Source organism: Pseudomonas sp. GW821-FHT02H06 (assembly GCF_059421525.1).
The window spans coordinates 69540-96379 of the sequence record NZ_JBWKVD010000007.1 but is presented as its reverse complement, the minus strand read 5'-3'; the positions used below and the strand labels follow the sequence as shown (position 1 = coordinate 96379).

Annotated in this window: 27 protein-coding genes and 1 pseudogene; 17 read left to right on the top strand and 11 right to left on the bottom strand. The window is 59.0% G+C overall.

Features of this window, described 5'->3' with window-relative positions:
• Positions 1-146: 146 nt before the first annotated feature.
• The 3 genes from AC07VF_RS13675 to AC07VF_RS13665 all read right to left on the bottom strand — a co-directional run bounded on the left by AC07VF_RS13675 (position 147) and on the right by AC07VF_RS13665 (position 2430).
• On the bottom strand, positions 147-671 hold the full coding sequence (locus AC07VF_RS13675) for a hypothetical protein (RefSeq protein WP_282371925.1): 525 nt from the start codon (positions 669-671) through the stop codon (positions 147-149).
• Positions 672-856: 185 nt separating this feature from the next.
• Entirely contained in the window at positions 857-1765 is a 909-nt protein-coding gene (locus tag AC07VF_RS13670; RefSeq protein ID WP_346626991.1) for an SDR family oxidoreductase, read from the bottom strand.
• Positions 1766-1974: 209 nt separating this feature from the next.
• Complete coding sequence (locus AC07VF_RS13665; RefSeq protein WP_192171861.1) at positions 1975-2430, bottom strand: flavodoxin; 456 nt, start codon at positions 2428-2430, stop codon at positions 1975-1977.
• Positions 2431-2804: 374 nt separating this feature from the next.
• On the opposite strand from AC07VF_RS13665, the gene AC07VF_RS13660 reads away from it, so the two are divergent.
• The 7 genes from AC07VF_RS13660 to AC07VF_RS13630 all read left to right on the top strand — a co-directional run bounded on the left by AC07VF_RS13660 (position 2805) and on the right by AC07VF_RS13630 (position 6783).
• On the top strand, positions 2805-3410 hold the full coding sequence (locus AC07VF_RS13660; protein WP_192171862.1) for a hypothetical protein: 606 nt from the start codon (positions 2805-2807) through the stop codon (positions 3408-3410).
• Positions 3411-3597: 187 nt separating this feature from the next.
• Positions 3598-4167, top strand: coding sequence for an antibiotic biosynthesis monooxygenase (locus AC07VF_RS13655; protein ID WP_192171863.1), 570 nt, complete (start codon positions 3598-3600; stop codon positions 4165-4167).
• 228 nt (positions 4168-4395) lie between these two features.
• Positions 4396-5106, top strand: coding sequence for a dihydromonapterin reductase (gene folM, locus AC07VF_RS13650; protein WP_346627121.1), 711 nt, complete (start codon positions 4396-4398; stop codon positions 5104-5106).
• 20 nt (positions 5107-5126) lie between these two features.
• Entirely contained in the window at positions 5127-5687 is a 561-nt protein-coding gene (gene folE, locus AC07VF_RS13645) for a GTP cyclohydrolase I FolE (protein WP_192171865.1), read from the top strand.
• A gap of 3 nt (positions 5688-5690) precedes the next feature.
• A complete protein-coding gene (gene folX, locus AC07VF_RS13640) occupies positions 5691-6062 on the top strand; it encodes a dihydroneopterin triphosphate 2'-epimerase (protein ID WP_065991860.1) in 372 nt (123 codons plus the stop codon).
• Between the two features lie 90 nt (positions 6063-6152).
• Positions 6153-6449 carry a DUF1244 domain-containing protein gene (locus AC07VF_RS13635; RefSeq protein WP_192171866.1) on the top strand — a complete coding sequence of 99 codons (297 nt, stop codon included), beginning with the start codon at positions 6153-6155 and terminating at the stop codon, positions 6447-6449.
• Complete coding sequence (locus tag AC07VF_RS13630; protein WP_495009125.1) at positions 6442-6783, top strand: HopJ type III effector protein; 342 nt, start codon at positions 6442-6444, stop codon at positions 6781-6783. The genes AC07VF_RS13635 and AC07VF_RS13630 overlap by 8 nt, the downstream gene beginning before the upstream one ends.
• A gap of 84 nt (positions 6784-6867) precedes the next feature.
• Here AC07VF_RS13630 and trxB read toward each other — a convergent pair whose 3' ends face one another.
• Positions 6868-7830 carry a thioredoxin-disulfide reductase gene (gene trxB / locus AC07VF_RS13625; protein ID WP_495009126.1) on the bottom strand — a complete coding sequence of 321 codons (963 nt, stop codon included), beginning with the start codon at positions 7828-7830 and terminating at the stop codon, positions 6868-6870.
• 385 nt (positions 7831-8215) lie between these two features.
• Here trxB and cysZ point away from each other — a divergent pair, with 385 nt between their 5' ends.
• Positions 8216-8971 carry a sulfate transporter CysZ gene (gene cysZ / locus AC07VF_RS13620; protein WP_495009127.1) on the top strand — a complete coding sequence of 252 codons (756 nt, stop codon included), beginning with the start codon at positions 8216-8218 and terminating at the stop codon, positions 8969-8971.
• A gap of 33 nt (positions 8972-9004) precedes the next feature.
• Here the strand turns inward: cysZ and AC07VF_RS13615 are convergent, their stop codons facing one another.
• A complete protein-coding gene (locus tag AC07VF_RS13615; RefSeq protein WP_495009128.1) occupies positions 9005-9610 on the bottom strand; it encodes a hypothetical protein in 606 nt (201 codons plus the stop codon).
• Between the two features lie 207 nt (positions 9611-9817).
• Between AC07VF_RS13615 and AC07VF_RS13610 the strand changes: the two genes are divergently transcribed.
• Together AC07VF_RS13610 and AC07VF_RS13605 are read left to right on the top strand one after the other, a co-directional pair.
• A complete protein-coding gene (locus AC07VF_RS13610) occupies positions 9818-10123 on the top strand; it encodes a hypothetical protein (protein WP_495009129.1) in 306 nt (101 codons plus the stop codon).
• A 169-nt stretch (positions 10124-10292) separates the two neighbouring features.
• Positions 10293-11459, top strand: a complete 1167-nt coding sequence (locus AC07VF_RS13605) for a glycosyltransferase family 4 protein (protein ID WP_495009130.1) — start codon at positions 10293-10295, stop codon at positions 11457-11459.
• Positions 11460-11486: 27 nt separating this feature from the next.
• Here the strand turns inward: AC07VF_RS13605 and AC07VF_RS13600 are convergent, their stop codons facing one another.
• The 3 genes from AC07VF_RS13600 to AC07VF_RS13590 all read right to left on the bottom strand — a co-directional run bounded on the left by AC07VF_RS13600 (position 11487) and on the right by AC07VF_RS13590 (position 13797).
• A complete protein-coding gene (locus tag AC07VF_RS13600) occupies positions 11487-12590 on the bottom strand; it encodes an NADH:flavin oxidoreductase (RefSeq protein WP_495009131.1) in 1104 nt (367 codons plus the stop codon).
• Between the two features lie 124 nt (positions 12591-12714).
• Positions 12715-13197: a glutathione peroxidase gene (locus tag AC07VF_RS13595; protein ID WP_192171873.1), complete on the bottom strand. Its 483-nt coding sequence runs from the start codon at positions 13195-13197 to the stop codon at positions 12715-12717.
• Between the two features lie 114 nt (positions 13198-13311).
• Complete coding sequence (locus AC07VF_RS13590; protein WP_074884740.1) at positions 13312-13797, bottom strand: FKBP-type peptidyl-prolyl cis-trans isomerase; 486 nt, start codon at positions 13795-13797, stop codon at positions 13312-13314.
• Here AC07VF_RS13590 and AC07VF_RS13585 point away from each other — a divergent pair.
• The 3 genes and pseudogenes from AC07VF_RS13585 (at position 13766) to yihG (ending at position 17294) form a co-directional block, all read left to right on the top strand.
• Positions 13766-14094, top strand: a pseudogene (locus AC07VF_RS13585) (DUF3565 domain-containing protein). The gene AC07VF_RS13590 and the pseudogene AC07VF_RS13585 sit on opposite strands and share 32 nt — an antisense overlap.
• A gap of 127 nt (positions 14095-14221) precedes the next feature.
• Positions 14222-16315 carry a phosphate acetyltransferase gene (gene pta / locus AC07VF_RS13580; protein WP_495009132.1) on the top strand — a complete coding sequence of 698 codons (2094 nt, stop codon included), beginning with the start codon at positions 14222-14224 and terminating at the stop codon, positions 16313-16315.
• A 79-nt stretch (positions 16316-16394) separates the two neighbouring features.
• The gene (gene yihG / locus AC07VF_RS13575) at positions 16395-17294 is read left to right on the top strand and encodes a 1-acylglycerol-3-phosphate O-acyltransferase, YihG family (RefSeq protein WP_495009133.1); all 900 of its coding nucleotides are present in this window, start codon (positions 16395-16397) and stop codon (positions 17292-17294) included.
• Between the two features lie 67 nt (positions 17295-17361).
• On the opposite strand, the gene AC07VF_RS13570 is transcribed toward yihG, so the two are convergent.
• Complete coding sequence (locus tag AC07VF_RS13570; RefSeq protein WP_192171876.1) at positions 17362-18063, bottom strand: YiaD family glycine zipper/OmpA-like lipoprotein; 702 nt, start codon at positions 18061-18063, stop codon at positions 17362-17364.
• A gap of 424 nt (positions 18064-18487) precedes the next feature.
• Between AC07VF_RS13570 and AC07VF_RS13565 the strand changes: the two genes are divergently transcribed.
• The gene (locus AC07VF_RS13565) at positions 18488-19687 is read left to right on the top strand and encodes a cyclic di-GMP phosphodiesterase (RefSeq protein ID WP_495009134.1); all 1200 of its coding nucleotides are present in this window, start codon (positions 18488-18490) and stop codon (positions 19685-19687) included.
• Positions 19688-19720: 33 nt separating this feature from the next.
• On the opposite strand, the gene AC07VF_RS13560 is transcribed toward AC07VF_RS13565, so the two are convergent.
• A complete protein-coding gene (locus tag AC07VF_RS13560) occupies positions 19721-20011 on the bottom strand; it encodes a helix-turn-helix domain-containing protein (protein ID WP_282371939.1) in 291 nt (96 codons plus the stop codon).
• Positions 20012-20184: 173 nt separating this feature from the next.
• Positions 20185-22956 carry a winged helix-turn-helix domain-containing protein gene (locus AC07VF_RS13555; protein WP_495009135.1) on the bottom strand — a complete coding sequence of 924 codons (2772 nt, stop codon included), beginning with the start codon at positions 22954-22956 and terminating at the stop codon, positions 20185-20187.
• Between the two features lie 233 nt (positions 22957-23189).
• Here AC07VF_RS13555 and AC07VF_RS13550 point away from each other — a divergent pair, with 233 nt between their 5' ends.
• The 3 genes from AC07VF_RS13550 to AC07VF_RS13540 are packed head-to-tail and all read left to right on the top strand — an operon-like array spanning position 23190 to position 26814.
• Positions 23190-23387 (top strand): hypothetical protein, encoded by a 198-nt coding sequence (locus AC07VF_RS13550; protein WP_495009136.1) that lies wholly within the window; start codon positions 23190-23192, stop codon positions 23385-23387.
• On the top strand, positions 23384-26062 hold the full coding sequence (locus tag AC07VF_RS13545) for a hypothetical protein (RefSeq protein ID WP_495009137.1): 2679 nt from the start codon (positions 23384-23386) through the stop codon (positions 26060-26062). The genes AC07VF_RS13550 and AC07VF_RS13545 overlap by 4 nt, the downstream gene beginning before the upstream one ends.
• On the top strand, positions 26059-26814 hold the full coding sequence (locus AC07VF_RS13540; protein ID WP_495009138.1) for a PA3715 family protein: 756 nt from the start codon (positions 26059-26061) through the stop codon (positions 26812-26814). Before AC07VF_RS13545 ends, AC07VF_RS13540 begins: the two co-directional genes overlap by 4 nt.
• Positions 26815-26840: the final 26 nt, after the last annotated feature.

Below are 26840 nucleotides of genomic sequence, written 5' to 3'. Positions count from 1 at the left end.
GTTCGGTGCTGGCACATTCCGACTGGTACTCGATAACGTACAAAGTCCTGTGCCGACGCGTTACTCAGGAAGTTGCGTGGTCCCCATGTAACAGCTGAAGGCCGGGGGGCACATCGGTTGTGCCCCTGGCTGCGCACTCATATACCTCAGGCACGAATATTCACCAATGAGCGCTCGCGTGGACGCTTTGCATGTTCCTCCAGTGCCATCAGCACAGAAACGGCGGTGTTCAGATCCACCACGGCGCCCTTCGCCATTTCATTGCCTTGCTTGATAGAATCCTGCAGTCGATCGAATTGCTGGGTGAAGAACTCATACGCATTGACCTCCTCATCCATATTAATCTCGTTTCCTAGCGCATCGAACTTGACATTGATGCTAGACATAGAGCCAATGAGGTCTCCATCGATAATTCCTTGCTCGGCCAGTAGAACGCCGATTTCCATCAGTTGCCTGTTACTGGTCTTACGCGGATCAAATCCAGCCAGGTTGATGTTCAAGCCCTCCAGCTTTTTAACATCAGGAATGCTCTTGTCCGCCCAGTACTGACGCACCTTCTGCTTTACCGCCTCCTCTTGAGGATTAAGGCCGGAGCGCACGTTAAATTGCTTGTCCGGGACAGCGCTGTAGACCCTCAGCCGCTCCTGCACCTTGCTCAGATTGCCAATCATAAAACCTCCTGAAAATCGGTTGATCCTCAGGCATGTCGGGCGACTCGGGGCGGGGTTTAGGCTGAAAAAGTGAAGACGGAATCATTGCCTCATTCAGAGACCGTTCCTACATCGCGGCAAATAACCTTCCTACAAAAACGGCCAGTTCGATCGCCCGAACTGGCCGACTATTGATAAAACAACGATCAGGAAAATTTCTGCAGATTGGCCATCATTTCCTTGAGCGCTTCGACATTGTCAGCCGGATGCACCGCATCGCTGAAGTCACTGATTGTTTGCCACTGCGACGCGACGTCTTCCGGTGAAAAGCCTGCATGTGGGTCGAAGCCGGCGCCCAGGCTGCGCTCCCAGCGGACTTTGCCGATCCAGCCGCCGCCCACTTCATACAGGCCGGCGCTGTCGTGGCACTGCTCGCTGCCCAGGTACACCACCAGTGGGCTGACCAACTCTGGCTTGAGCAGATCGAACACACTGGCGGGGATCAAGCCTTCGGTCATGCGCGTGCCACCGGTGGGCGCGATGGCGTTGACCAGGATATTGTTTTTGCGCCCTTCGACCGCGAGCGTGCGCGTCAGCCCGTACAGGCCGAGCTTGGCCATGCCGTAGTTGGCCTGACCGAAGTTGCCGTAAATGCCGGAAGTGGACGAGGTAAAAATGATGCGGCCGTAATTCTGGTCCCGCAGGTGGGGCCAGGCCGCGCGGGTGACTTTGTAGGCCCCTTCAACATGCACGCGGTAAACCAGATCCCAGTCGGCATCTTCCATTTTGGCGAAGCTTTTGTCGCGCAAGATGCCGGCGTTGTTAACCACAACGTCGACGCGGCCGAAGGCATCGAGGGCGTTCTGGACGATCTTGTCGCCGTCGGTGACCGAATCATGATTGGCAACCGCCTCGCCGCCCGCTTCACGGATTTCCGCGACCACTCGATCCGCCGCTGAAGCATTGGCACCTTCGCCATGGGCCGAACCGCCGAGGTCGTTGACGATCACGCGCGCGCCATGTTGCGCGAACAGCAGCGCGTGAGCTCGCCCCAATCCGCCGCCCGCACCGGTGACGATTACCACTTTGTCTTCAAAACGTACGGACTCACTCATGCTGCTCTCCCAATGATGATGCCGACTTTGCCACCGCTGTCCTTAACTAATCAGGCGTCAGCAGCGGCAATAGCGGGCGAAACAGTCATCGAGTGTCAACGACTCGCTGCCGGGTCACAATCAACACAATACCCGCTGAATGGTGATCAATAATGTTGGGGGATGGCTGGTCATGCCTTGATCGGGACGGGTCGCAGTCAGCGCGCCACTCAGCTATTCAACTGCCCGATGAACGCTGCCAGCCAGGGCTCGGCGTCGCTTTCCGGCGTCACGGTTTCGCTGGCATCCAGTCGCAGCATTTCCTGCACCTCGCGGATCCCAAGCTCGCCAAACAGCTCGCGCATCAACTCGCCGCCCGCACAAAACGTGTCGCCGTAACTCGCATCGCCCAAGGCGATCACACCACCGGGCAGCCCACGCCATGCAGCAGGCAGCACGTCGCGGATTTGGTGGTAGAGCGGCTGAAGGTTGTCCGGCAGCTCGCCCATCCCCGTGGTCGAGGTCACTGCCAGCAGAGCCTGCGGCCCAAAGGTTTGCAAATCGGCCAGGGTGGCGCGTGGGTTGAACAGCACCTCGTACCCTGCATCCTTGATGATCTGTTGGGCGTGGCGGGCGACCTCTTCAGCCGAGCCATATACCGAGCCCGCAATAATCGCGACTTTCATGGGTTAATCCTGTGACCGGTAAAAATTGTGCGGCATTATGCCTCAGTGCGGCGGCATGTCTTGAACTGCCAGCGTTGCGATGCCAGACGGCAAGCCCAGTGATCAGCGCGCCGTTGATCCAAATGACTTTCAACGATGCTGGAAATTTCCTGTCCCATCTCTGCTTATGTACTACCTTCAGATCGGCACTCCAATTGATCCGACCCAATGGCCATACGCCCGGCGGAAAGGAGTCGAGTTAAATGCCGAACGGGCGCAAGCTCGGCTGGAGAATGAAATCTTGAAGGGGTAACATCTGGCAACTGACGAACGGTCGCAACCTAAACGCGAACCATCTGTCTGCTTTCTCAATAACCGGTTAATCGAGCTTGACCATGCAGCGCGACAACATCCTCACGCCTGATGAGCTGGAGTTTATCCAGAACATGCAGCACAACCCCACGCTGAATGTGCGCGACAAATCCAGCAGTCTGGTGGTTAACGGCGGTGTGCAGATTCAGGATCTGCTGACTCGCCTCGCCGCTCATGAGCAAGTCACGATTCAGGCTCAATTCGATAATCAGCAAATGACCTTCCCACTGCATCTGGTGGAGGACGAATTTCATGCGCTGCATCTGGAGCTGGGTGCGCCGAGCATCTTTGAAGAAGGCCCGCGCATCCGCCCATGGCGCCTGATACTGCCCGAGCCGATGCCTCTGGAAACGCAAAGGGGCTCGCCCACCGCGCTTTGGGTGCATGAGGTTTCCTTCAAAGGCATCCTGCTGGAAATGCGCAAACAGACCAAGCCGCCAAAATCTTTCGCTGCCTGGTTCAGTCCGGAGGGCTATGTGCCTATCGCGCTGCGCGGCACTTTCGAACGTTTGACCCAGCATGGTCTGGCCGCGTATCGATTGAGCCAGAACAGCAAGAAAGACACCGAGCGCCTGCGTCAGTACATTCTTCAGGAACACCGCAAGATTCACCCCTCGATGCACCTCTAGGATTGCCTGATCCGGCGATCCTTCGCGACAGCTCTCCCCTTCCGACAAACACCTCTGGCTTTATCGCAGGTTTCAGGAATAATCCTTGCTTGCTTTTTCCAGTGAAGCTGACGCATCGCCACCACCCCGGCGCCGCGCCATGTGATTTCCCTACCCGGGAACCTCACTTGTTTATCGGAGATACACAATGTCTACCTCACCCGTCACGCTGATGGTTGCCCGTCGCGTCGCCCATGGCCGCTATCAGGAACTGATTGCCTGGCTGCATGAAGGCGAACAACTCGCTACAGACTTCCCCGGCTATCTAGGGTCAGGCGTGCTCGCTCCGCCACCCGGGGATGATGAATTCCAGATTATTTTCCGCTTCGCCGATGAAGCCACCATGCACGCCTGGGAGCATTCTGCCTCCCGACGCTCCTGGCTGGTGCGCGGCAGTGGTCTGTTTGCCAAAAATTCGGTGCACCGGGTGAGCGGCATCGACGGCTGGTTTGGCGCCGTGGGTCAGCGCCCGCCGCGCTGGAAGCAGGCCGTTGCCATCTGGCTGGCATTCTTTCCGGTGTCGCTGATCTTCAACTTCGCGCTGGGGCCGCTGCTCGGTCAGCTGGAGCTGTTCCCGCGCATCATGATCAGCACCTTGATCCTCACCCCATTGATGGTGTTCTGGTTCATCCCGCTGTCGACCCATCTGTTGGCGGGGTGGCTGCACAGCAACACGCCTGCACCGGTCGGCTCGACCGAGCCCGCCTCCACGCGCTAGCTTCCGGCGAAGGGCGCTAATCAGGGGCGTTCATACCCAACCGCGATGAAATGTCACAGCGGAGCGCCTATCCAAAACATGTACATTTTTCCGTGCTTGTACAAGTATCGACCGTTGGGGTAACTTTGCCCGACGGTCGTTTTCGATGCCGCACTGCGAGCACCCACTGTTCGTCATTCAGCACCGATTCGCCAGACCTCCCTCCCCGTTGATGAATGCGTGAAGATCATGGCCCGCTTCCCCGCCCCTGTATTGATCACCGGTGCCAGCCAGCGTGTCGGCCTGTATTGCGCCGAGCGTCTGTTGGCGGAAGGCCAGCCTGTGATTATCACTTACCGCAGCGAGCGGCCGGGCGTGCAGCATTTAAAGGCGCAGGGCGCTGTGGTGCTTCAAGCTGATTTTTCTTCGGAGACGAGCATCCTGGATTTCGTCGCCCGACTCCAGGAGCAGACCGACAGCCTGAGGGCTATCGTGCACAACGCGTCAGACTGGCTGGCCGAGACGCCAGGGGACGAAGCGGGTGTGTTCATGCAAATGTTCAGTGTGCACATGCTGGCGCCTTACCTCATCAATCTGCACTGCGCCGAGTTGTTGCGGCGCTCGGAGCCGGCCGACATTATTCACATCAGCGACGACGTCACGCGCAGGGGCAGCAGCAAGCACATCGCTTACAGCGCCAGCAAGGCAGGCCTGGAAAACCTGACCCTGTCCTTCGCAGCCCGCTATGCGCCCCACATCAAGGTCAACGGCATCGCCCCGGCCATGCTGATGTTTCAACCCGACGACGACGCGGCATACCGTGCACGCACACTGGAAAAATCGGCGCTGGGGATCGAACCCGGCGCCGAGGTGATTTACCAGAGCCTGCGCTATCTGCTGGATAACTCCTACGTCACCGGCACCACTCTGACCGTAAACGGCGGACGGCACGTCAAGTAAGCCGCCCCGAGGAACCATTGATGACCCTGTCACTGCCACAGCATTACCGTGAAATCCTCGTCGGCCTGGGTGAAGATCCTGAACGCGAAGGCCTGCTGGATACGCCCAAGCGCGCCGCCAAGGCGATGCAATACCTGTGTCATGGCTACGAGCAGACCCTGGAAGAGATCGTCAACGGCGCGCTGTTTGCGTCCGAGAGCGACGAGATGGTGATCGTCAAGGACATCGAGCTGTACTCGCTGTGCGAGCATCACCTGCTGCCTTTCATCGGCAAGGCTCACGTGGCTTACATTCCTACCGGAAAAGTCCTGGGTCTGTCGAAGATCGCGCGCATCGTCGACATGTACGCGCGGCGGCTGCAGATTCAGGAAAGCCTGACGCGGCAGATCGCCGATGCGATTCAGGACGTGACCAAGGCCGCAGGCGTGGCCGTGGTGATCGAGGCTCAACACATGTGCATGATGATGCGCGGCGTTGAAAAGCAGAACTCGACCATGAACACCTCGGTGATGCTCGGTGCCTTCCGCGAGTCGACCACGACCCGCATGGAATTTCTGCAATTGATCGGACGGAGCAAGTAGTCCATGGCAAGACTCGAACCCGGTACCGCACGCATCAGGGTCAAAGACCTGTGCCTGCGTACGTTTATCGGCATCAACGAAGCCGAAATCCTCAACAAGCAGGACGTGCTGATCAACCTGACGATCCTGTACGCGGCACAGGAAGCGGTGCGCGACAACGACATCGATCACGCGCTGAACTACCGGACCATCACCAAGGCGATCATCCAGCACGTGGAAAGCAACCGCTTTGCCCTGCTCGAGCGCCTGACGCAGGAAGTGCTCGACCTGGTGATGACCCATGAAGCGGTGCAATACGCCGAAGTCGAAGTCGACAAACCCCACGCGCTGCGTTTTGCCGAATCGGTGTCGATCACCCTGGCGGCGGCACGCTGATCCACTGGGCTTGCCGTTGCAGACGCACGCTTGCCCGGCCTGGCCGCCACTCTTATCATCCGCCCATCTTTAATACCGACAGAGCACACCATGACCGAGCAACAACGTCTTGAACTCGAAGCCGCCGCTTTCCGCCGTCTGGTTGCACACCTGGACAGCCGCAAGGACGTGCAGAACATCGACCTGATGAACCTCGCCGGTTTTTGTCGCAACTGTCTGTCCAAGTGGTACAAGGCCGAGGCCGACGAGAAGCACATCGACATCACCCTCGATGACGCCCGCGAAGTGGTTTACGGCATGCCGTACAGCGAGTGGAAATCCACGTACCAGAAAGAAGCCAGCGCCGAGCAGCAAGCCGCGTTTGCCAAGGAACCCAAGCATGACTGACCTGAGCGCCCTGCGCGCCAGCCTCGCCAGCGGCAATCATATGTTCGCCGACACGCTCGCCTTCATCGCCGCACACTACGACTATCAGCCTCAGGCGTTCAGCAACGGCCCGGTGGAAAGCGCCGCTGGCCAGAACGAAGGTTCGTGCAAGACCCTCGGCCTGGCGCTGCTGGAAGGCCTGAGCGACGAAGAAGCGCTGCTGGCTTTTGGCGAGCACTACCGCTCAGTGCTGGAGACGCCGGAAGGCTCTGACCACGGCAACATTCGGGCGCTGATCGCGAACGGTCTGGCCGGCGTGAAGTTTTCCGCCGAGCCGCTCAAGCCCAAGGCCTGAGTGGGCGCTTGAGTCATTGAGTAAAATTGACGGACATAAAAAAACCGGCTCACTGAGCCGGTTTTTTTGCAGCTGGAGATCAGGTCAGAACGAAACGTTCGCCAGACCGTCCAGGTAGCGCTCGACGTCCAGTGCAGCCATGCAGCCTGCGCCAGCCGAGGTGATGGCCTGACGGTACACGTGATCCGCCACGTCGCCGGCGGCGAAAACACCGTCAACACTAGTGGCCGTCGCATTACCTTCGCGACCGCCTTGAACGACCATGTAACCGTCTTTCAACGCCAACTGACCGTCAAACAGGCTGGTATTCGGCGTGTGGCCGATGGCGATGAAAACGCCGTCGACGGTCACTTCGGAATAGCTGCCGTCGTTGTTCTTCAAGCGCGCACCGGTCACGCCCATGTTGTCGCCCAGGACTTCGTCCAGGGTCGCGTTGAGTTTGAGCTCGATCTTGCCCTCAGCGACGCGTGCATGCAGCTTGTCGATCAGGATCTTCTCGGCGCGGAAGGTATCGCGGCGGTGAACCAGGGTGACCTTGCTGGCGATGTTGGCCAGATACAGCGCTTCCTCGACAGCGGTGTTGCCGCCGCCGATCACTGCGACCGGCTTGTTGCGATAGAAGAAACCGTCGCAGGTCGCACAGGCCGAAACACCCTTGCCCATGAACGCTTCTTCGGACGGCAGACCCAGGTAACGGGCGCTGGCGCCAGTGGCGATGATCAGCGCGTCGCAGGTGTAAGTGGCGTTGTCGCCTTTCAGGCTGAACGGCTTGCCCGCCAGATCCACTGCATTGATGTGATCAAACACAATCTCGGTCTCGAAACGCTCGGCGTGTTCGCGCATACGCTCCATCAATGCAGGGCCGGTCAGGCCATGGGGGTCGCCCGGCCAGTTGTCGACTTCGGTGGTGGTGGTCAATTGACCACCCGCCTGCATCCCGGTGATCAGCAACGGCTTGAGGTTGGCGCGCGCGGAATAGACTGCCGCGCTGTAACCGGCAGGGCCGGAGCCGAGAATAATCACTCGCGAATGACGTACATCAGACATGACACACTCCTATTGACCGGCCATCGTTACGCGTGGTCGGAGTCACTGGGTCTGAACCGGCGTACCGGTTGAGAGGATTGGGACTGACGAGGCCTACGCCGCAAGGGTGGCGCCCGCCGATCCTGAAAACGTGAAGCTGCCACGTGGGGCACAGCAACGGTGAAAGTTGCCCGCAAGCTTATCGGGGCGGAGAAGATTAAGGAAATATCGTTTCACAATCCAGCTCATAGGCCCGCGCTATGTGCATCTTCCGCTTCGCGATCGCAGTCCTGCATAGACTTCACCGCTGCACGATTGTTTCAGCGAGTGTCGCCCCTGCTGCTGCGCTTCCGCCCCTGCAGCAAAGCCGGTATGGTCGGCGCGATATCACTGCCTGGAGGCACACATGCCTGCACCCGCCCTGTCCGGCCCGCAATACTTGCGCGAAGGCCTGAAACTGGTCCTGAGCCCCGGTCTGCGCCTGTTCGTCCTGCTGCCGCTGGCGATCAATCTGGTGCTGTTCAGCGCCATGATCTACTTCGCCGGCCACGAATTCAGGCTGTGGGTCGACTCCTTCATGCCGACCCTACCCAGTTGGCTCGGCTTTCTCAATTACATTCTATGGCCCCTGTTCGTGGCGCTTGTCGCCCTGATGGTGTTCTTCACCTTCACCATGATCGCCAACATCATCGCCGCGCCGTTCAATGGCTTTCTCGCCGAGAAGGTGGAAGTGGTCCTGCGCGGGACGGACGATTTTCCTGCGTTCAGTTGGGGAGAGCTGGTGGAAATGGTCCCGCGCACCCTGAGCCGGGAAATGCGCAAACTGGGCTACTTTCTCCCTCGTGCCATCGGCCTGTTCATCCTTTCGTGGATCCCCGTGGTGAACCTCGTCGCTGCGCCGCTGTGGCTGATGTTCGGCGTGTGGATGATGGCTATCCAATACATCGACTACCCCGCCGACAACCACAAAATGAGCTGGCAAGACATGCTCGCCTGGCTGCGCGCCAAGCGTTGGCAGAGCATGAGTTTCGGCGGGATTGTGTATCTGGTGCTGCTGATACCGGTGGTCAACATCCTGATGATGCCGGCGGCGGTGGCGGGAGCGACGTTGTTCTGGGTGAGGGAGCGTGGGGCGGAGACGCTGGCAGAGCGGATTCGCTGATTTATTGAAAAGGCCTCGATTGAGGCCTTTTTATTACATGCTTGCTGGACTCAACCAACCATAGATCAGCATTAAAAGCGCCCAATAACAGATGCCTATCACCGTCCAGACCACGTCCCCAAACGTGAAGCGGATCCTGCGACTATCCCCAGACTTGCCGTCCAACCGGTTGATGAACGATTGCACCCTCAGGATAATCAGGAACTGGCCCAGCCCCGTAATGGTGTAGACCCCTATGGTCGGGATGAGCCCCAGCGCTGCGGATGGGCTGCTACCCCAACCCGATGCGTACCCAGTGACAATCGAAGGGGTAAACGTAAGAAGGTAGATCCCTGCTACGTAGACGCCCCAGTAAGGGATACCGCCTCGACCCGTCTCTTTAAGCGCGGAATTTACCTTGCTGAACAGTGAGGGAAAGTAGAAAAAACAGAAAAGCGTGCGCATAGCCGGCCAGATCGGTTTCGCCGAACAGGCTTTGTACCGCGACCAGTTCTTGTAATACCAGTAGAGCCCGTACAACCCGCAAGTGGTGAACATCATCACCGTCAGCTTGATCAGCGACACGGTATAAAACGGCGGGCCGTTCGTAGGCAACGCCGTCAAATCGGCAGCAGGTGGTGTATTGAATGGCTCGGACACAGCGTTTCCTCCAGAAGTTGAGGCGACGCATGCTAAAGGCGGAAACACTGTTTTAATCAACCTCCGGAAAATCAGGACGGTTCCTACAACACTATTCACAACGTCCCACAGCTTCCTTGTTTGACCATGGACATGCCCACTCCGGGCGAGCATTCGCTCGCCGCGTTTCAATCTCGCGGCGTAGTCACCCACAGGAGTTAAATGCCCATGGAATCAACACCGCTTAACACCTTGCTAAAAACGACCGCCAACCCCGCGTCCTTTGTGATGGACAGGCAGAAGAAGCCGGAACCCCACGCTCCCGCATTCATGCAAGCACTGGCGCAGGCGACTCAGCCTTTCGTTTCACAGACCCTCAACGCTGAATCCGCGAACCTTGCCAGGCCCGCAGAGCCCCGTTCGCACCTGCAACTGACCAGTTTGAACCCGGTGCAGACCCACTACGTGCCGGAGCCGGCTGCCTTCGAACGCATCGGCGAGTCGAGGCTTGTGCCCTTCACCGTTGGTAAATGACGCGTCCCGTGTCACCGCAGTCGTATCCGAACCTGACCGGGTCGTATGTCGCTCTGAAACCGGTCAGGATCAAGCGCGGCCAATACCGAATCCCGGCCAGCCATTTGCAGTCACAAATCCATCACTCAACCGCCACACAAGCGCAATGACCCGCTCAGAAACTGATCTCATGAGTAAATCCCTGCGTATTACCCTGATCACCGAAACGTATGCACCGGAAATAAACGGCGTGGCCAATACGCTCAGCCGTTTGTGCGACGGGCTGCGCCTGCGGGGGCATCGGGTTGAGGTGATTCGGCCGCGGCAGACCGACGATGAATTGCGCGCGGCCGGGGAAGATTTGATGCTGTGCCGTGGCTGGCCGATTCCGGGGTATCCCGGATTGCAGTGGGGCCAGTCGTCGATGCACAAACTGCTGCGCCGCTGGCAGCGCAATCGCCCGGACGTGCTGTACATCGCGACAGAAGGGCCGCTTGGTCTTTCGGCGCTGCGCGCCGCGCGGCGGCTGGGGATTGCCATCGTCAGCGGGTTTCATACCAACTTTCAGCACTACACGCGGCAGTACGGGCTGAGTTTCATCACGCGCCTGCTGACGACCTACCTGCGCTGGTTTCATAACCGCTCCAACGCCACCCTGGTGCCCAGCTTCACGCAAAAAACCGAGCTCGAACGCCGAGGCTTCGAGCGGTTGGAGTTGCTGTCCCGGGGCGTTGATTGCCAGTTGTTTCACCCGTCGAAACGTTCGAGTGCGCTGCGTGAAAGTTGGGGCCTTGAACCGGGCGATACGGCCGTCCTGCATGTCGGGCGGCTGGCCGCGGAGAAAAACCTGGGCCTGCTAAAGACCACCTTTGATGGTCTGGTCAGCACCTATCCCGAGAAGAACCTGCGGCTGGTGATTGTTGGTGATGGACCGGTCAGGCCGACGCTGCAGCGTCAGCTCCCGGAAGCCATCTTCTGCGGCACCCAGCGAGGGGATTCGCTGGCAACGCACTATGCGTCGAGTGACTTGTTTCTGTTTCCGAGCCTGACTGAAACTTTCGGCAACGTGGTGCTGGAGGCGTTGGCGTCAGGGCTGGGGGTAGTCGCCTATGACGAAGCGGCGGCGGCCCAACATATTCGCCACGGCCATAACGGCGCAGTGGCGATGCCGGGGGATGAGGAAGGTTTCATTGATGCCGCGCGATGGATGCTGGAGGATGACGAAACGTTGCGCCGGGTCAGGCTGAACGCCCGGCAGCACGCCAGTCGTCAGGGATGGGCCGGGATTATCGACTCATTCGAGACTTACCTGCGCGCTGCGAGCGAGACGCGGGATGGGGTTGTTTTGGGGGTGTAGTCCCCGATCAAGGACGGAACCGGACCGTCAATCCAACCGACCCAAGGCTTCGCGACTGAACGGCAAAATGTCGTGCTCGCGGCCTTCCTTCACTTTCAATGCCCAGTCCGGGTCGACGAGCAGCGCACGGCCGACTGCGACCAGATCGAACTCCTCGTCACCCAGACGCTTGAGCAGGTTTTCCAGGCTCGCAGGCTGGGCGACTTTGTCGGTGTTGACCATGAACTGCAAAAACTCGCCGTCGAGTCCGACACTGCCCACCGTGATGGTCGGCTTTCCCGTGAGCTTGCGCGTCCAGCCGGCCAGGTTCAGGTCGGAGCCTTCGAATTCGGGCTCCCAGAAACGCCGCGTCGAGCAGTGGAAAATGTCCACGCCCGCGTCGGACAGCGGCTTGAGGAATGCGTCGAGCTCTTCAACCGTTTGCACTAGCCGTGCGCTGTAATCCTGCTGCTTCCACTGCGAGTACCGAAAGATGATCGGGAAATCCGGGCCCACGGCGGCTCGCACCGCCTGAATCAGCTCGATGGCGAAGCGTGAGCGGTGCGCGAGGTCGCCGCCGTATTCGTCGGTACGCTGATTGGTGCCTTCCCAGAAGAACTGATCGACCAGATAACCATGGGCGCCATGGATCTCGACGCCGTCCATGCCGATGGATTTCGCGTCTTTCGCCGCCTGGGCGAACGCTGCAATGACCTCGTCAATGTCTTGCTTGCTCATGCCATGAACGACAACGTTACCGTCCTTGAGCTTCTCGGTCGGGCCATAGGCCGGCACCGTGCCATCCGGCTCAGTACCCAGACGACGCACGGCGCCGACGTGCCAGAGTTGCGGCACGATCTTGCCGCCTTCTTCGTGAACCGCTTCCACCACCTTGCGCCAGCCTTCCAGTGCCGCTTCGCCAAAGAACTGCGGCACGTTGGGGTAGCCATTCGACGCCTTGTGCCCGACGGTGGTGCCTTCGGTGATGATCAAGCCAACGCCCGCAGACGCACGACGACGGTAGTACTCGATGACTTTGGAATTGGGTACGCCGCGAGGTGAAAACGAGCGGGTCATCGGCGCCATGACGATGCGCGTCGGCAACTCGAGGCTGCCCAAGTGGAAGGGTTTGAACAAGGCTTGAACAGGCATGCAGGCGTCCTCGGCATTCTGGAAATATGATGAAGGTCATACAGAATGAGCCGAAGCGCAGGGGATACGAAGCACTATTGACTGGAGTGATTAAGGCTCAAAAGAAGGACAGCGAATTGAAATACTAGGGCAGTGCCTTCTCGATCGCACTCACCACTTTGGCGTCATCCGGAAGCGTGCTTGGGGAGAAGCGGGCCAGAACGCGTCCATCCTTGCCGACAAGAAATTTCTCGAAATTCCAGGTGATGTCGCCGGGAAACTCGGCGCCTTCGCCCGCGAGCATTTGATACAGACGATGCCGGTGCGGTCCGTTGACTTCAAGCTTGTCCCCCAGGGGAAAGGTTACGCCGTAGTTCAGCGAGCAGAACGCCTGAATCTCTTCCTGACTACCAGGCTCCTGGCCGGCGAACTGATTGCACGGCAGCCCGAGGACGCTGAAGCCTTGGTCTTTGTACTTCTGATACAGGGTTTCCAGCGCAGCGTACTGCGGCGTCAGGCCACACTTTGACGCGACGTTGACCACCAGAACCACTTTGCCCTTGAGCGGGGCGAGGGGCAGCTCCTGGCCATCCAGAGCCTTCAACTTCAGCTCGTGAAATACACTCATGACGACTCCCCTAGAAACCCTTGGCCGAAAAAGGCGCCCTGTCAGACCGCAAAAACAAACGTTTTCACAAGACCGCGAGGACGCCTGGCCAACTCATTCAGCTTAGCAGGACAATCAGTGGTGATGACCACCTTCGCCGTGAACGTGACCGTGGGCCATTTCTTCTTCGCTTGCATCACGGATGGCGACGATCTTCACATCGAAGTTCAAGCGTTGACCGGCCAGCGGGTGGTTACCGTCGACAGTGACGTCATCGCCGTCCAGATCGCGGATGGTCACGATCTGCATCTGGCCGTCCGGCGCCGAAGCGTGGAACTGCATGCCGACTTCCAGTTCGTCGACGCCTTCGAACATGCTGCGATTGAGGGTGCTGACCAGCTCGGCGGAGTATTCGCCGTACGCATCTTCAGGCTCGATGGCCACTTTCAGTTCGTCGCCGACTTCCTTGCCATCCAGCGCTTTTTCCAGACCCGGGATGATATTGCCTGCACCTTGCAGGTAAACCAGCGGCGCGCCGCCGGCAGAACTGTCGATGACCTCACCAGCGTCATTGGTCAGGGTATAGTCGATGGAGACAGCCTTGTTGGCGGCGATCGGCATGGGGCGAGACCTTTTGCAAATAGATATGAGCGACCAAGTCTAACCAAGCACTCGCGCGAAAGCGAACGCAACTCAGACGGACGGCCCCGATTGGAATCCCCGAAAGCCCCCTCCCCCCATTCGATCATTACCGGCTTTGTTCAGGACCCGGACGGTCACTGGGTGGTCGTGCTCTCCTGCGGTCACACCCAGCATTTGCGTCACGACCCGCCCTGGCAATCCCGCGCCTGGGTGCTCGATCCCGCGCAGCGCCAGGCGAAAATCGGTCAGTCCTTTCACTGCGGCTGGTGCGCGTAGGGGTCAGATAACGATAACCTTGGGCCCCGTTGAGACGCTGCGACTGAACAGCGTCCTGGTTTATCCGGTCCGATGGCTGAATTCATAGCGCCATGACCCTTGCACTGCTCATTTTCGAGAAGCCCGCATGCAGACTTTCTTTATCGCGCCCACAGATTTTGGTGTGGGCCTGACGTCCATCAGCCTGGGGCTGGTGCGCACCCTGGAGCGCGCCGGGCTCAAGGTCGGTTTTTTCAAGCCGATCGCCCAGCCTCATCCCGGGGATCTGGGCCCGGAGCGTTCGACTGAATTGATCGCCCGCACCCACGGCCTCAAGCCGCCCAAGCCGTTGGGGTTGGCCCACGTCGAACGCATGCTCGGCGAAGGCCAGCTTGACGAGCTGCTGGAAGAAATAATCAAGCTGTATCAGGAAGCCTCGATCGGCCGTGATGTGTTGATCGTCGAAGGCATGGTCCCGACCCGCAGCGCCAGCTATGCCGCGCGGGTCAACCTGCACATGGCCAAGGCGCTGGATGCGGAAGTCATTCTCGTATCCGCCCCGGAAAACGAAGTGCTGACCGAGCTTTCCGGCCGCGTCGAGCTGCAGGCGCAGATGTTCGGCGGCCCGAAAGACCCGAAAGTGCTCGGCGTGATCCTCAACAAAGTGCGCACCGACGAGAGCATGGAAGCCTTCTCGGCGCGGCTCAAGGAACACTCGCCGCTGTTGCGCAGCGGTGATTTCCGTTTACTTGGCTGCATCCCGTTTCAGGCCGACCTCAACGCCCCGCGCACCCGCGACGTCGCCGATCTGCTCGGTGCGCAAGTGATCAACGCCGGTGACTACGAACAGCGGCGCATGTCGAAGATCATCATCTGCGCCCGCACGGTGCTCAACACGCTGCAGTTGCTCAAGCCGGGCGTGCTGGTGGTCACGCCGGGGGATCGCGATGACATCATTCTAGCGGTGAGCCTGGCGACGCTGAACGGCGTGCCGTTGGCCGGACTGTTGCTGACCAGCGACACCCTGCCCGATCCGCGCATCATGGATCTCTGCCGAGGCGCGCTGCAGGCCGGGTTGCCGGTGCTGTCGGTGAGCACAGGTTCGTACGACACCGCGACGCAGCTCAATCAGCTGAACAAGGAAATCCCCATCGATGACCGCGAGCGCGCGGAGATCATCACCGATTTCGTCGCCAGCCATCTGGATGCCAACTGGCTGCATCAGCGTTGCGGCACGCCCCGTGAGATGCGCCTGTCGCCCGCGGTGTTCCGCTATCAGCTGATCCAGCGTGCCCAGGCGGCAAACAAGCGCATCGTGCTGCCCGAAGGCGCCGAGCCGTTGACCGTCCAGGCGGCGGCGATTTGTCAGGCCCGGGGCATTGCCCGCTGCGTGCTGTTGGCCAAGCCCGAGGAAGTGAACGCCGTTGCGCGCGCCCACGGCATCGACTTGCCGCCGGGCCTGGAGATTCTCGATCCGGACCAGATCCGCGAGCGCTATGTCGCGCCGATGGTTGATCTTCGCCGCAGCAAAAACCTCAATGCGCCGATGGCCGAGCAGCAGCTGGAAGACACGGTAGTGATCGGCACCATGATGCTGGCCCTCGACGAAGTGGACGGACTGGTGTCAGGGGTGATCCATTCGACCGCTAACACCATTCGGCCTGCCCTGCAGCTGATCAAGACCGCACCCGGTTGCACCCTCGTTTCATCGGTGTTCTTCATGCTGTTTCCGGAGCAGGTGCTGGTGTACGGCGACTGCATCATGAACCCGCACCCGACCGCCACCGAGCTGGCGGAAATCGCCGTGCAGAGCGCGGACTCGGCCGTGGCGTTCGGCCTGTCACCGCGGGTGGCGATGATCAGCTATTCCAGCGGCAACTCGGCCAGCGGTGAGGAAGTGGAAAAGGTCCGCGAAGCCACGCAACTGGCGCGCGAAACCCAGCGCGGTCTGTTGATCGACGGGCCGTTGCAATACGATGCCGCCGCCAACGAGCACGTCGCCCGACAATTGGCGCCGAACAGCCCAGTGGCGGGTCGCGCGAATGTGTTCGTGTTTCCGGATTTGAATACGGGCAACACGACCTACAAAGCGGTGCAGCGCAGTGCGGACTGCGTGAGCCTCGGTCCGATGCTGCAAGGCCTGCGCAAGCCGGTCAATGACCTGCCGCGGGGCGCTCAGGTTGACGACATCGTCTACACCATTGCACTGACGGCGATTCAGGCGGCCACGCTGCCGCAATAACATTGCGCTGCAATATCGCATGCCCACAATAACCCCGCCGGCACCCACCGGCGGCTGACTGCCCCGGAGTTCGATTCACATGGATTTCCTGCCCGCCCCTTTGCGTGGCGTCATCGCCTCGTTGCTGTTGGCGCTCAACACGATTCTCTGCTGCACGCCGCTGTTCGTCGTTGCCATCTTCAAACTGTGCCTGCCCTTCCCGGCCGCGCAGAAGGTCACCGACTGGCTGATGAGCCACATCCACGAAGCGTGGATCAGCAACAACAACGCCTGGATGGATGTGCTTGGTCACACCCGATGGCACCTGAGCGGGCTGGAAAGCCTGGACTATCAGCACTCGTACCTGGTGACGAGCAATCACCAGAGCTGGGTCGACATCATGGTGCTGCAGTACGTGCTGAACCGACGCATTCGCCCGCTCAAGTTCTTCCTCAAGCAAGAGCTGATCTGGGTGCCGGTGATTGGCCTTGCCTGGTGGGCGCTAGGCTTTCCGTTCATGAAGCGCTACAGCAAGGCGTATCTGGCCAAGCATCCGGAAAAGAAAGGCAAGGACCTGGCCACCACCCGCCGCACCTGTGCGAAGTTTCGCAACAACCCGGTCGGCATATTCAATTTCGTCGAAGGCACGCGGTTCACCGAAGCCAAGCACGCACAGCAGAACTCGCCGTTCCGTTACCTGTTGAAGCCCAAGGCAGGCGGCATTGCTTTCGTGCTGGATGCCATGGGCGAGCAGCTGGAATCCATCGTCAACGTGACCATTCATTACCCGGCTGGTCGGCCAGGGTATTGGGACTTGCTCTGCGGGGACGTGCGCGAAGTCGTCGCGCATTTTGAAGAAGTGCAGATCCCGCCGCAGTTCATTGGCAAAAGCTACGACCAGGACGATGCCTACCGCCTGGAGTTTCAGCAGTGGATCAACCGGCTGTGGGAAGACAAGGACACGTTGCTCGCGCAGATGCATGACCGTTACCCGGGCTAAGCGCCCGTAGGTCCAAACGCAAAAACCCCGGCTCACTGGCCGGGGTTTTTGGTTTCACGTCACGCGGTTATTGCTGCTGTTGGTACTGCTGGCCAGGAATCGGCTTGAGGTTGACCTCGACGCGGCGGTTCTGGGCACGGCCGTTGACGTCGGCGTTGCTGGCGATCGGCGAATCAGGACCGGCACCGCGCACCGACAGGTGAGCTGCGTCAACGCCTTGGGAAGTCAGGTAGGTCGCCACGCTCTGGGCGCGCTGCTGCGACAGGTCCATGTTGTGCTGGCGACTGCCGGTGCTGTCGGTGTAGCCGACGATTTCAATCATGTTCTGGTTGTACTGCTTCAGCGAGCCGGCCAGGTTGTTCAACGGCGCATAGAAGCTGCTGGCGATGGCAGACGAGTCGGTGGCGAAGGTGATGTTGCCCGGCATCACCAGCTTGATGTTGTCGCCCTCACGCTGAACTTCAACACCGGTGTTGGCCATGCTGGCGCGCAGTGCAGCCTCCTGCTTGTCGGCGTAGTAGCCGTAACCGGCAGATGCCGCGCCTGCCACGGCAGCGCCAATCAGCGCACCTTTGCCACGGTTGTTGTGATCGATGGCAGCACCGGCGACCGCGCCGGCCAATGCACCCAGACCGCCGTACTTGGCGGTCTTGCTCATCCCGCCGGAGTTCTGCGCCTGCCCCTGATTGTCGTATGGATTCTGCGTCGCGCAGCCGGAAAGCACGGTCAGTGCGGTGGCAGCGATGATCAAACGGCGAAAGGTCAACATCAAGGAGAGCTCCTGTTTTGCTTTTCTACGGCCAAACATAAAGGCCGACGATTTGGGCAATTAGAGCACGGTCCCCGTCAAAAATTCCTTAACGCGGCCTGAACCGCCAGTGCACGGCCAAGGGCAGCAATTCTTTAATATAAAAAGCAAATATTTATATGCATTTTGAACATGCTGTTCATCGCATTTATTCGATGCGAGATTTGTCAAACAACGCCAATAATCTATGCAAGCTACTGATTAGGTTTGATATTTATCTATAAGGAGTGTAATTCCCACAACATTCAAGGGAGTTTCATTTCCCCAGCGCTTTCCTATACTGGCCATGCGCAAGTACAGGAAAGCGCAGTGATGAAGCAAAGAACAAAGATCGCTCTCACTTTCAGGCAAGGCAGCGCTGTATTCACGCGCAAGAGCTGACTCTATGCTAAGAAAAATCCCCGTTTCCGACCTCACGCTGGGCATGTACATCCACGAGTTCTGCCGCCCACGGATCAACGATCCCTTCTGGACTGCCCACGTCGAGCGCGAACTCAGCGACGACGCGGTGTTGCGGCACATTCAGGCATCGACCCGTGAGGTCTGGATTGACACTCGCCTTGGCAAAAGCCCTGCCGATAGCTCGCCAGCGGATCAGACCTCCCCCGAGTGTCCCGACCCTGCCGAGACTGGGGCGTGCAGCCTCGAACTGGAACTGGCCCGCGCGCGCCTGATTTGCGGGCGCGCGAAAGCGGCAGTGATGACCATGTTCAGCGATGCCCGGATGAGCCGGGCAATGAATACCGAAGACGTCGATCTACTGGTTGAAGAAATTTCCACTTCCGTCATGCGCCATCCCCACGCGCTCATCAGCCTGTCGCGCCTGAAAACGACGGATGAGTACACCTACATGCATTCGGTGGCGGTGTGCGCATTGATGGTCGCGCTCGCGCGGCAGATGGATCTGGATGAGGATCAAGTGCGGGAAGCCGGCGTCGCGGGGCTGATGCATGACGTCGGCAAAATGATGATCGACTCGGCCATTCTCAATAAGCCCGATCGTCTCACCTACGAAGAATACGAGGTCATGAAGCATCATCCGCAGGCCGGGCTGGAAATCCTCCAGGGTTGCGAGCGGGTAACCCGACTGGTGATGGACGTGTGCCTGCATCACCACGAAAAGGTCGACGGAAGCGGTTATCCCCACGGCCTGAAGGGCGACGAGATCAGCCTGCTGGCGAAAATGGGCGCTATTTGTGACGTGTATGACGCGGTGACCTCAGACCGGCCCTACAAGAAGGGCTGGGATGCCGCGCATTCGGTTCGCGAAATGGCGTCCTGGAAAGGCCACTTCGATGCGAAGGTGTTCCAGCACTTCGTCAAGACCGTTGGTATCTATCCCGTCGGCGCGCTGGTTCGCCTGAAAAGCGAGCGCCTGGGCGTGGTGGTCGAGCAGGATGAACAGTCCCTGCTGCACCCGAAAGTGAAAGTTTTCCTGTCCACCCGGACCCGAATGCCCTTCGAGCCGCAAGTCATCAACCTTGCGTGCCCCACGGTACGAGACGGCATCCTGAAGTTCGAACTGGCTGAGGAGTGGGGCCTGCTGGACGTGGCCAGCATGTGGGCCGGTCAGCCCGCTGCTTGAGCCTGCCGTCGGGCTTATCGGTGCGATTACGCCTTAGAGACTGGTTCCCGCCGGCCGGCGTAGCAATGGAATAATGCCGACCTGCATACCAAAGGGCCTGAACACGGCGTTGAGGGTTTGCACCGTCGGATTACCCTCGTCCTGCTCGATCTGACGCAGTGTGCGCAACGAGATTTTGCACATGCTCGCGAACTGCTCCTGGCGCAGTCCTGTGATTTCGGTCCGCAGCCGTTTGACGGCAGCGCCCATGGAAACGCTCCCCTCCAACAACTGACCCCGAAGCTCGTCGAGGATGATGCCGCGCTGGCGTATTTCGTCGTTCATAGCAGGCTGATCGCGTCGTGCCATCGTCCCGACAGGTAGTGTTGGAGGGTCAGCTGCATCACAGGCTGCTCGGCAATTTAATGCCTAAACATTCGGACTGAAGCGCAGAAAAGGCAATTAAATGCCTAAAGTGGATTTTTTTTGGCATAAATAGGTATTTAAATACCGATCGATCAGCCCAGCAATCCCAGCTCTTGTGCCCGGGCCACTGCTTGAGTGCGTCGCTCAACACCCAGCTTGCTGTTGATATGGCTGGCGTGGGTTTTAACAGTGTGCAGGGAAATGAACAAGCGTTCGCTGATCTCCTGATTGGAGCAGCCTTGCGCGATCAGCTGCAGCACGCTGAGTTCTCGCGCGCTGAGGTGGTCGCCGCCATTGCCGCTGATGCAGGTGGACGGCTCGCTGGCCATGCGCAAGCAAGGCAGCCCCTGGCCAGGCGCAGCTTCAGGAAGTTGCTGAAGCAGGTAATCGACCAGCCGGCATGAGGGTCGTTTATGCAGTTGCTCACGCAGCCAGTCGGGATGACCACGGATCAGGCGCTGGAAGGGCAGAACCGCACCACCCGTGGCGAGCTGAAGGCTTTGTAGAAAGAGCTCATCGGCTTCGGGCCCGCGTGATGTGTCGAGTAACAACAGGATGTGCTGACTCAGCGCATTGAGGCCGAGCAGTCCTGCGCCGATCCGCTGGGCATACTCCACCAGACCGTGCAGCCGCATCATCGCCTCTTCGGTGCGGCCCTGAATATGATCAAGAACCGCCCGCAGCGTTTCGATCTGCTGAGGCAGTTGCGGCGAACATTCCGGGGCGGCGGCGGGTTGGTTGCCGCCGTAAGTCTGCCCCAGTCGCAGGAGCCACGCGTCGGCCAGGTCGATACGGCCCTGGGCCAGCCACAGCTCGCATTTGGCGAGGGTGATCATTGCCAGGTAATAAACCGGCGGCACGTCCCAGATGTGCATCAACCGCTCGGCCTCGGCCAGCTCGGCGAAGGCTTCGGCGTAGCGCCCTTCGCGCCCCTCCATTCCGGCAATCACGCAGTGGCCGATCAGCACGCTGATGTCACGGCAGGCGCGTGCCTCGGCCAGCCCGGCAGTCAAGCGCTCGCGCCCCGCCTCCGGTTGAAGGAACTGCACCAGCAAATAGCCTTCGTACAACGTCAGGCGCGCGCGCACCGCGTACAGTTTTTGTGAAGACAGGCCATTCAAACGTCGCAAGCCCTGGCGCACTTCCTCCATCGAGCGGAGTGTTTCGCCACGGGCCTGCAAGGTGCGAGCGCGGTCGTAGTGCGCCAGCGCTTCAAACAATGGATTGGCCACCCGCTGCGCCAACTCAAGGGCATCACGGTTCAGCGCACGGGCGCGCCATAAATCTCCATCGGTGATAGCCAGATTCGCCAGGATCGACAGGCACAGTAAACGCTGGCCATATCGCTTCAGCGGCAGACTGACCAACGCTTCACTGCAATAGCGCCGGGCCGTTTCACTGTCGCCGCGGCCTCGGGCGATGATCCCGCTCAGCGCCAGCCACTGAGCCAGCATCGAATTTTGCGCGGTCGCGGAAGGTGCCGGCAGAAATCGACTGAGGTGATTGCCCAACTCCTCGGCCGCGTCCAGCTGACACGCCAGGCCCAGCGCCCAGGCGTACAGCACGATCAAACGCGGCGTGCTGACCAGCAGGCTATCGGGCAAGTCCATTTTCCAGCGCAGCAGCATGCCGACGTTTTGCTCGGCGAGCAGTTGTTCTTCAGACAGGTTCTGCACCAGATTGGCCGCCACATCCAGATGCCCCGCGCGCAACGCCTGTTCAATGGCTTCGTCGAGCAACCCTTGGTCGCTGAACCAGCGGCAGGCATTCAGATGCACGCGTCTTTGTTGCGGCGTGACACTGGGCCCGGCGCGCGCGCGCAGCAGATCCGAGAACAAATGGTGATAGCGAAACCAGCGACCGTGCTCGTCCAGCGGGACGAGAAACACCTGATGCGCTTGCAGGTAACCGAGCATTTCGTCGCTGTCGTGACTGTCGCGCGCGGCGTTGCACAGGGCACCGCCAAAACGCTCCAGACACGCCGTTTCATAGAGAAAGACCTGAACGTCCGCCGGCAGGCAATCGATGACCTCTTCGAGAAGGTAATCCCGGATCAGCCCTTCCCCGCCGTTGAGCCCTTGGGTCAGCGCACTACTGCCCGCTTCGTTGGCCGCCAGCAGCCAGAATCGCAGGCCGGCCACCCATCCCTCGCTGCGTTGCAGCAAGGCCTGCAGTGCTTCCTCACTCAAGCCATTGCGCTGTTGATCCAGCACCGCCAGCGACTCGTCGTCGGTCAGCCGCAGGTCCTGCTCGGACAATTCCAGCAATTGACGCGACAGCCGCAGACGCGCCAGGTGCCAGTTCGGCCTCTGCCGGCTGGTGACCATGATGTTCATGCCCGCAGGCAGATGATTAAGGAGAAATTGCAGGCAGCGATCCAGCACGGGGCCCTGCACCAAGTGGTAGTCGTCAAGCACCAGCAGCAGCGGTTTGCTCAACATCAGGTGCATTGCCAGCTCGTCCAGTAAACCGTCCAGCCACTCTTCGAAGGCAAAGGGCTGGTGACGCTGACGCATTTTCAGAAGGCCAAGCGCCTGGCTGCCGAGCTGCGGAAAAAATTGCTGGAGACCGCGAAGAAGACGTTCGAGAAACCGGCCCGGGTCGCTGTCCCGGTGGCTCAGACCCAGCCAGAGGTTCTGCCACTGATCGGGCAGGCTCTCGCAGAACTCCACCGCCAGTGAGCTTTTACCAAAACCGGCCGGGGCACTGATCAACAACAGACGCCCAGACAGACCCGCACTCAACCGCTCGCACAATCGAGGTCTCGATACATAACCCTCAGGCAGTGGCGGACGGAAGAAACGGCCTTCCAACGCAGTGACTGCGTGATTTGCGAATCCTTGCAAACGCGACAGATCAGTCATGGCCGGCTCTTGTTGGAGTGCTTGTTGTTCGGCGTTCAGATGTCGGGAGACTAGCGGCTATGCCGTGCCTTTTGAACATTGTTAGACGAAAGACTGTAAGAAAACGTATCCAATCAACAGGGCGAATGTTGGTTTATATGTCTGGGGAGATACACGGTCCTACATCCGCTGCAGTGTAGTCGGCCAGCGCATCTCCATCCTCGACGATTGCCTCGTGTGGGACCCATCCGCAAATGCGCGTGGAAATCTCCTGTTCGTATTTCCCCCTCTGGAACCGCGCGCTGGAATTCGCCATCGTGCGCACCAAATCTGGCCTTGCCGTAGCGCGAGGTTCGGATGCATCGGTCGAACAGGACGTTGACCGGGACCTCGCCGACAGAGCGGCAGCTTTGCTGGCTTATCTCGTGGAAAAGCAGGAGCCACCTCCATGACACGATTGTTCGCACCACGCTACGCGCTTGATGACTTACAGCAGCCTATGCTGCCGACACCCGACACATTGCCGCCTCCTCCATCCACCGGCGTAGAGTCAAACAACGACGCACTGATACCGGTCCAAAACTGGAGCCATCCCTTCCGCGATAAACGCGATTCGCTCCAGCACCTGACCCATCTGGCAAACGCCGCAAGCGGCAGCTATCCCCTCGGCAGCAGCGGGCTCTGGCATGGCGGTGTGCATTTTGATGCGGGAACGGCGGGCACGCTGGACCAGTCGAGCGTGCACTGCATCGCGGACGGTGAAGTGGTGGCCTATCGCATTGATGAGCAGTCGCCTGACACGACGTATTTCGTCAATAAACAGCTCGTTTCAAAGCCGTTCTCGCGGAATTTCGTGCTGGTGCGACACCGCCTGCAGCCGCCTGCCATCAAGGGCAGCACGGACACGCCGCCGAGTCTGATTATTTACAGTCTCTACATGCATTTGCGGGATTGGGCGGCGTACGAAAAAGACTCGGCTGTCGTCAGGCCAGGATTCTGGAAATCCGGATCGACCCTTCAAGTTCGCGTCGACGTTAACGACATCCATGGGGACTACCCCGGGCAACGCGGACTGAACGTGCGCAACAAGGCGAGCAAGGGCGCGATCATTGGCTGGCTGCCGCGTGGTGCGGAAGTCCAGGTCAGCGGCGAAGGCACTTATCGCAAGCTGGAAAACACCCCCGGCCCCGATCACCTGAAAGACGCCAGCGGCGCGTTGCGAGGTTATGTCTGCGCCGACTATCTGCGGCCCATAGCGGGCGTTCAGCATAGGGTCGTTTCCGAGACGCCCCTGAACGTCCGTGCTCAGCCAATGGTTTGCAAAGGCAACGAGATCGGCACGCTGTATCCAGGCACCGAGGTGACGGTCAGTGGCACAGGCCGGTTTCGCAAGCTGGAGCAGGTCAATCAATACGTGCACTTCGCTTCGTTGCAAAGCGGCGCGGCCGAGCCGGAAGCGAGAGGCATCGTTGTCGTTCTGGATAAGCCGGTTGCGATCAAGGCCGGTGAACTGATCGGGCACATAGGCCAATATCACGAAGGCGCCGTCGATTACCCGGAGAATCGTCTGCACCTGGAGGTGTTCAGCGCGGGCGACGTGAAAATGTTCCTGAGCCTCAGCCGCGTTTGGGCAGACAAACTGCCCGCCAGCAGCAGGACTTGGCTGAAACTCGTCAAAGGCACTCGCGTAATCGCGCATCAGGGCACGTTCAGCAGCAAAAAACCGCCGACGTTGAAAGCGGTTGGTCACCTCAGCGCCGCGCAATTGTTGCTTCCTAAAACCCTGATCGACGGCTTGCCGGCCGAGAGAAAAATCGCTGTACCTGCCAGTGGCGACAGCAAAGCGTGCAACTGGTATCGCCTCGACGGGCTGCTGCACGACGCCGACAACAACCTGCTCGACGGCTGGGTGCGTGAAGAAGTCGGCGTGACGCCGTGGCTCAGTCCTTGGTCGTGGGAAGGCTACGAGACCCTCGCCGACTACGATTCGCCGCGGAGCATGCTCGCCTCTTTTATGCGTGCATCAGGCCGGTTCAACGAGGACGAGATCACCCGCCATGGCGCGGCGGCTGACAAGGCCGACCAAGGCCCGATCAAAAAGCGCCTGTTCGACATCATTGACCGCAACCGTGACGGCAAGCTCAGCGGTAGCGAAATACAAGCCGCACTGAGATTGCCAGCCCACGCGCAGTCGATTTCGCAGTTGATCGTTCGCTACCAAAGCGAATGGCATCACGTCCCGGGCAAGTGGGATGCGCTGGATGACTTGCTGGGGCATGGCGGCTCGACGCCTAACCGCAACTGGCTGGCAGAGAAGGAGCGGATCAAGGCGATGAGTTGGTGGGCCGAGGTGGCCGGGCGGCTTGGGTTGCCGGCGGATGGGAAGGTGCATCACCTGCATCCGGTGGGGCTCTTGGGCTTCTTTTCTAGCCCAGATCGATTACAAATCACTCCCGATCAGTTAAAGCAGATATTTCCTCAAGCAACTCCAGAGGACATTGCTCTGGTGATTGATGAGATAAATGGGCGGCTTCTGGAATTCAGGTTAGATACCCGATTAAGGCAGCGCCACTTTTTCGCTCAAGTTAAAGGTGAAGTTGGACCCGCCATGAAAGGAATAACCGAGAGTTGGGAATATTCCGCCTCGGCGCTTAAGTCTTTTAGCTCATATTACCGGTCCCATCCCGGTGAAGCGGATGCGGATGCGTATCTGAAAAACCCTCAGGGGAAAATAGTGCGCAGCTCAAACCAACGCGCCATAGGGAGGAAGCATTTTCAACGACTGAACGGCAATCGAATGACGCATTCAGAAGATGGCTTCAACTTTCGAGGCAGAGGGCTGATTCAGATTACAGGCTATGAAAAATATCATGACTTCATGCAGAACTACAGCATCTATTGGCCCGGGAAAGTTCCAGATACCGTTGCAAATCCGGAGCTGATCAATGAGATGCCAAACGCAATCAGAAGCGCGCTGTGGTTCTGGGTGAGTTATAAGATCTACGAATCCGAAAGCGGCGGGGGTCTTGCGGACGTAGGCAAAATTACAAGAAAGGTAAACGGCGGCGCGATGGGCTTGACCGAGAGAAAAGAGGCATACGAGCTAATAGAAGGGGTACTTCTATGAAAGTAGCAATGAGCCTAGTCCTCCTCGGTGGAATTCTCAAAAGCACAGAGATATTCGCTTTTGCGGACTGTTTTTGCGCAGACGGCAGCTCGCACCTTTCAAGGATCTGCTCTTTAATCGCTGAGCGCTATGAAGACTATGACCCCACGCAGCACGAGACAGTTTGTAAGCGGTGGCCTGCATCAGGATTCCTGATTTTCGCAACCGCCATCAAAACAGATGTAATTGCTGACCTGGATTTAGTGATCATAGACCCATCTACGCAAAGCATCGTGGGCACAACCCGTGAGAAGGAAACTCTCGACGCAGGCGCAATCAATAGTTATGGAATAACGATAGACACGGCAAATTACCGATTAGATAAAAATAACGTTGCGTTCGGGATCCGGACTTTGTGGGAAGGATCGTCACAGCCAAATCCATACGGTTCGACCTCGCTGAGTCTATACAGCTTAGGTGACAACGGATTGAACAATGTATTGAAAGGACTCACTGTCCAAGAGCGGGTTGGTGAATGGGACACGCACTGCGGTGGAAGCTTTCAAGAAAGGCACATGACTCTGGCAATGCAGCAGTCGCGAGAGAGTTACGCTGACATCGTCGTCAGAGAGACGGTGAGAAATACAAGATCGTTTGGAGCTGAAGCCAACTGTGAGACCACTACCCTGGGGCAGAAAACCAACTCATACACGCTTGAATACAAGCAAGGATACGCAGTTCCTGAAAACTTAAAATCACTTGGCTACAAGTAAACCCTGCTCGAGATACTACCTGCATA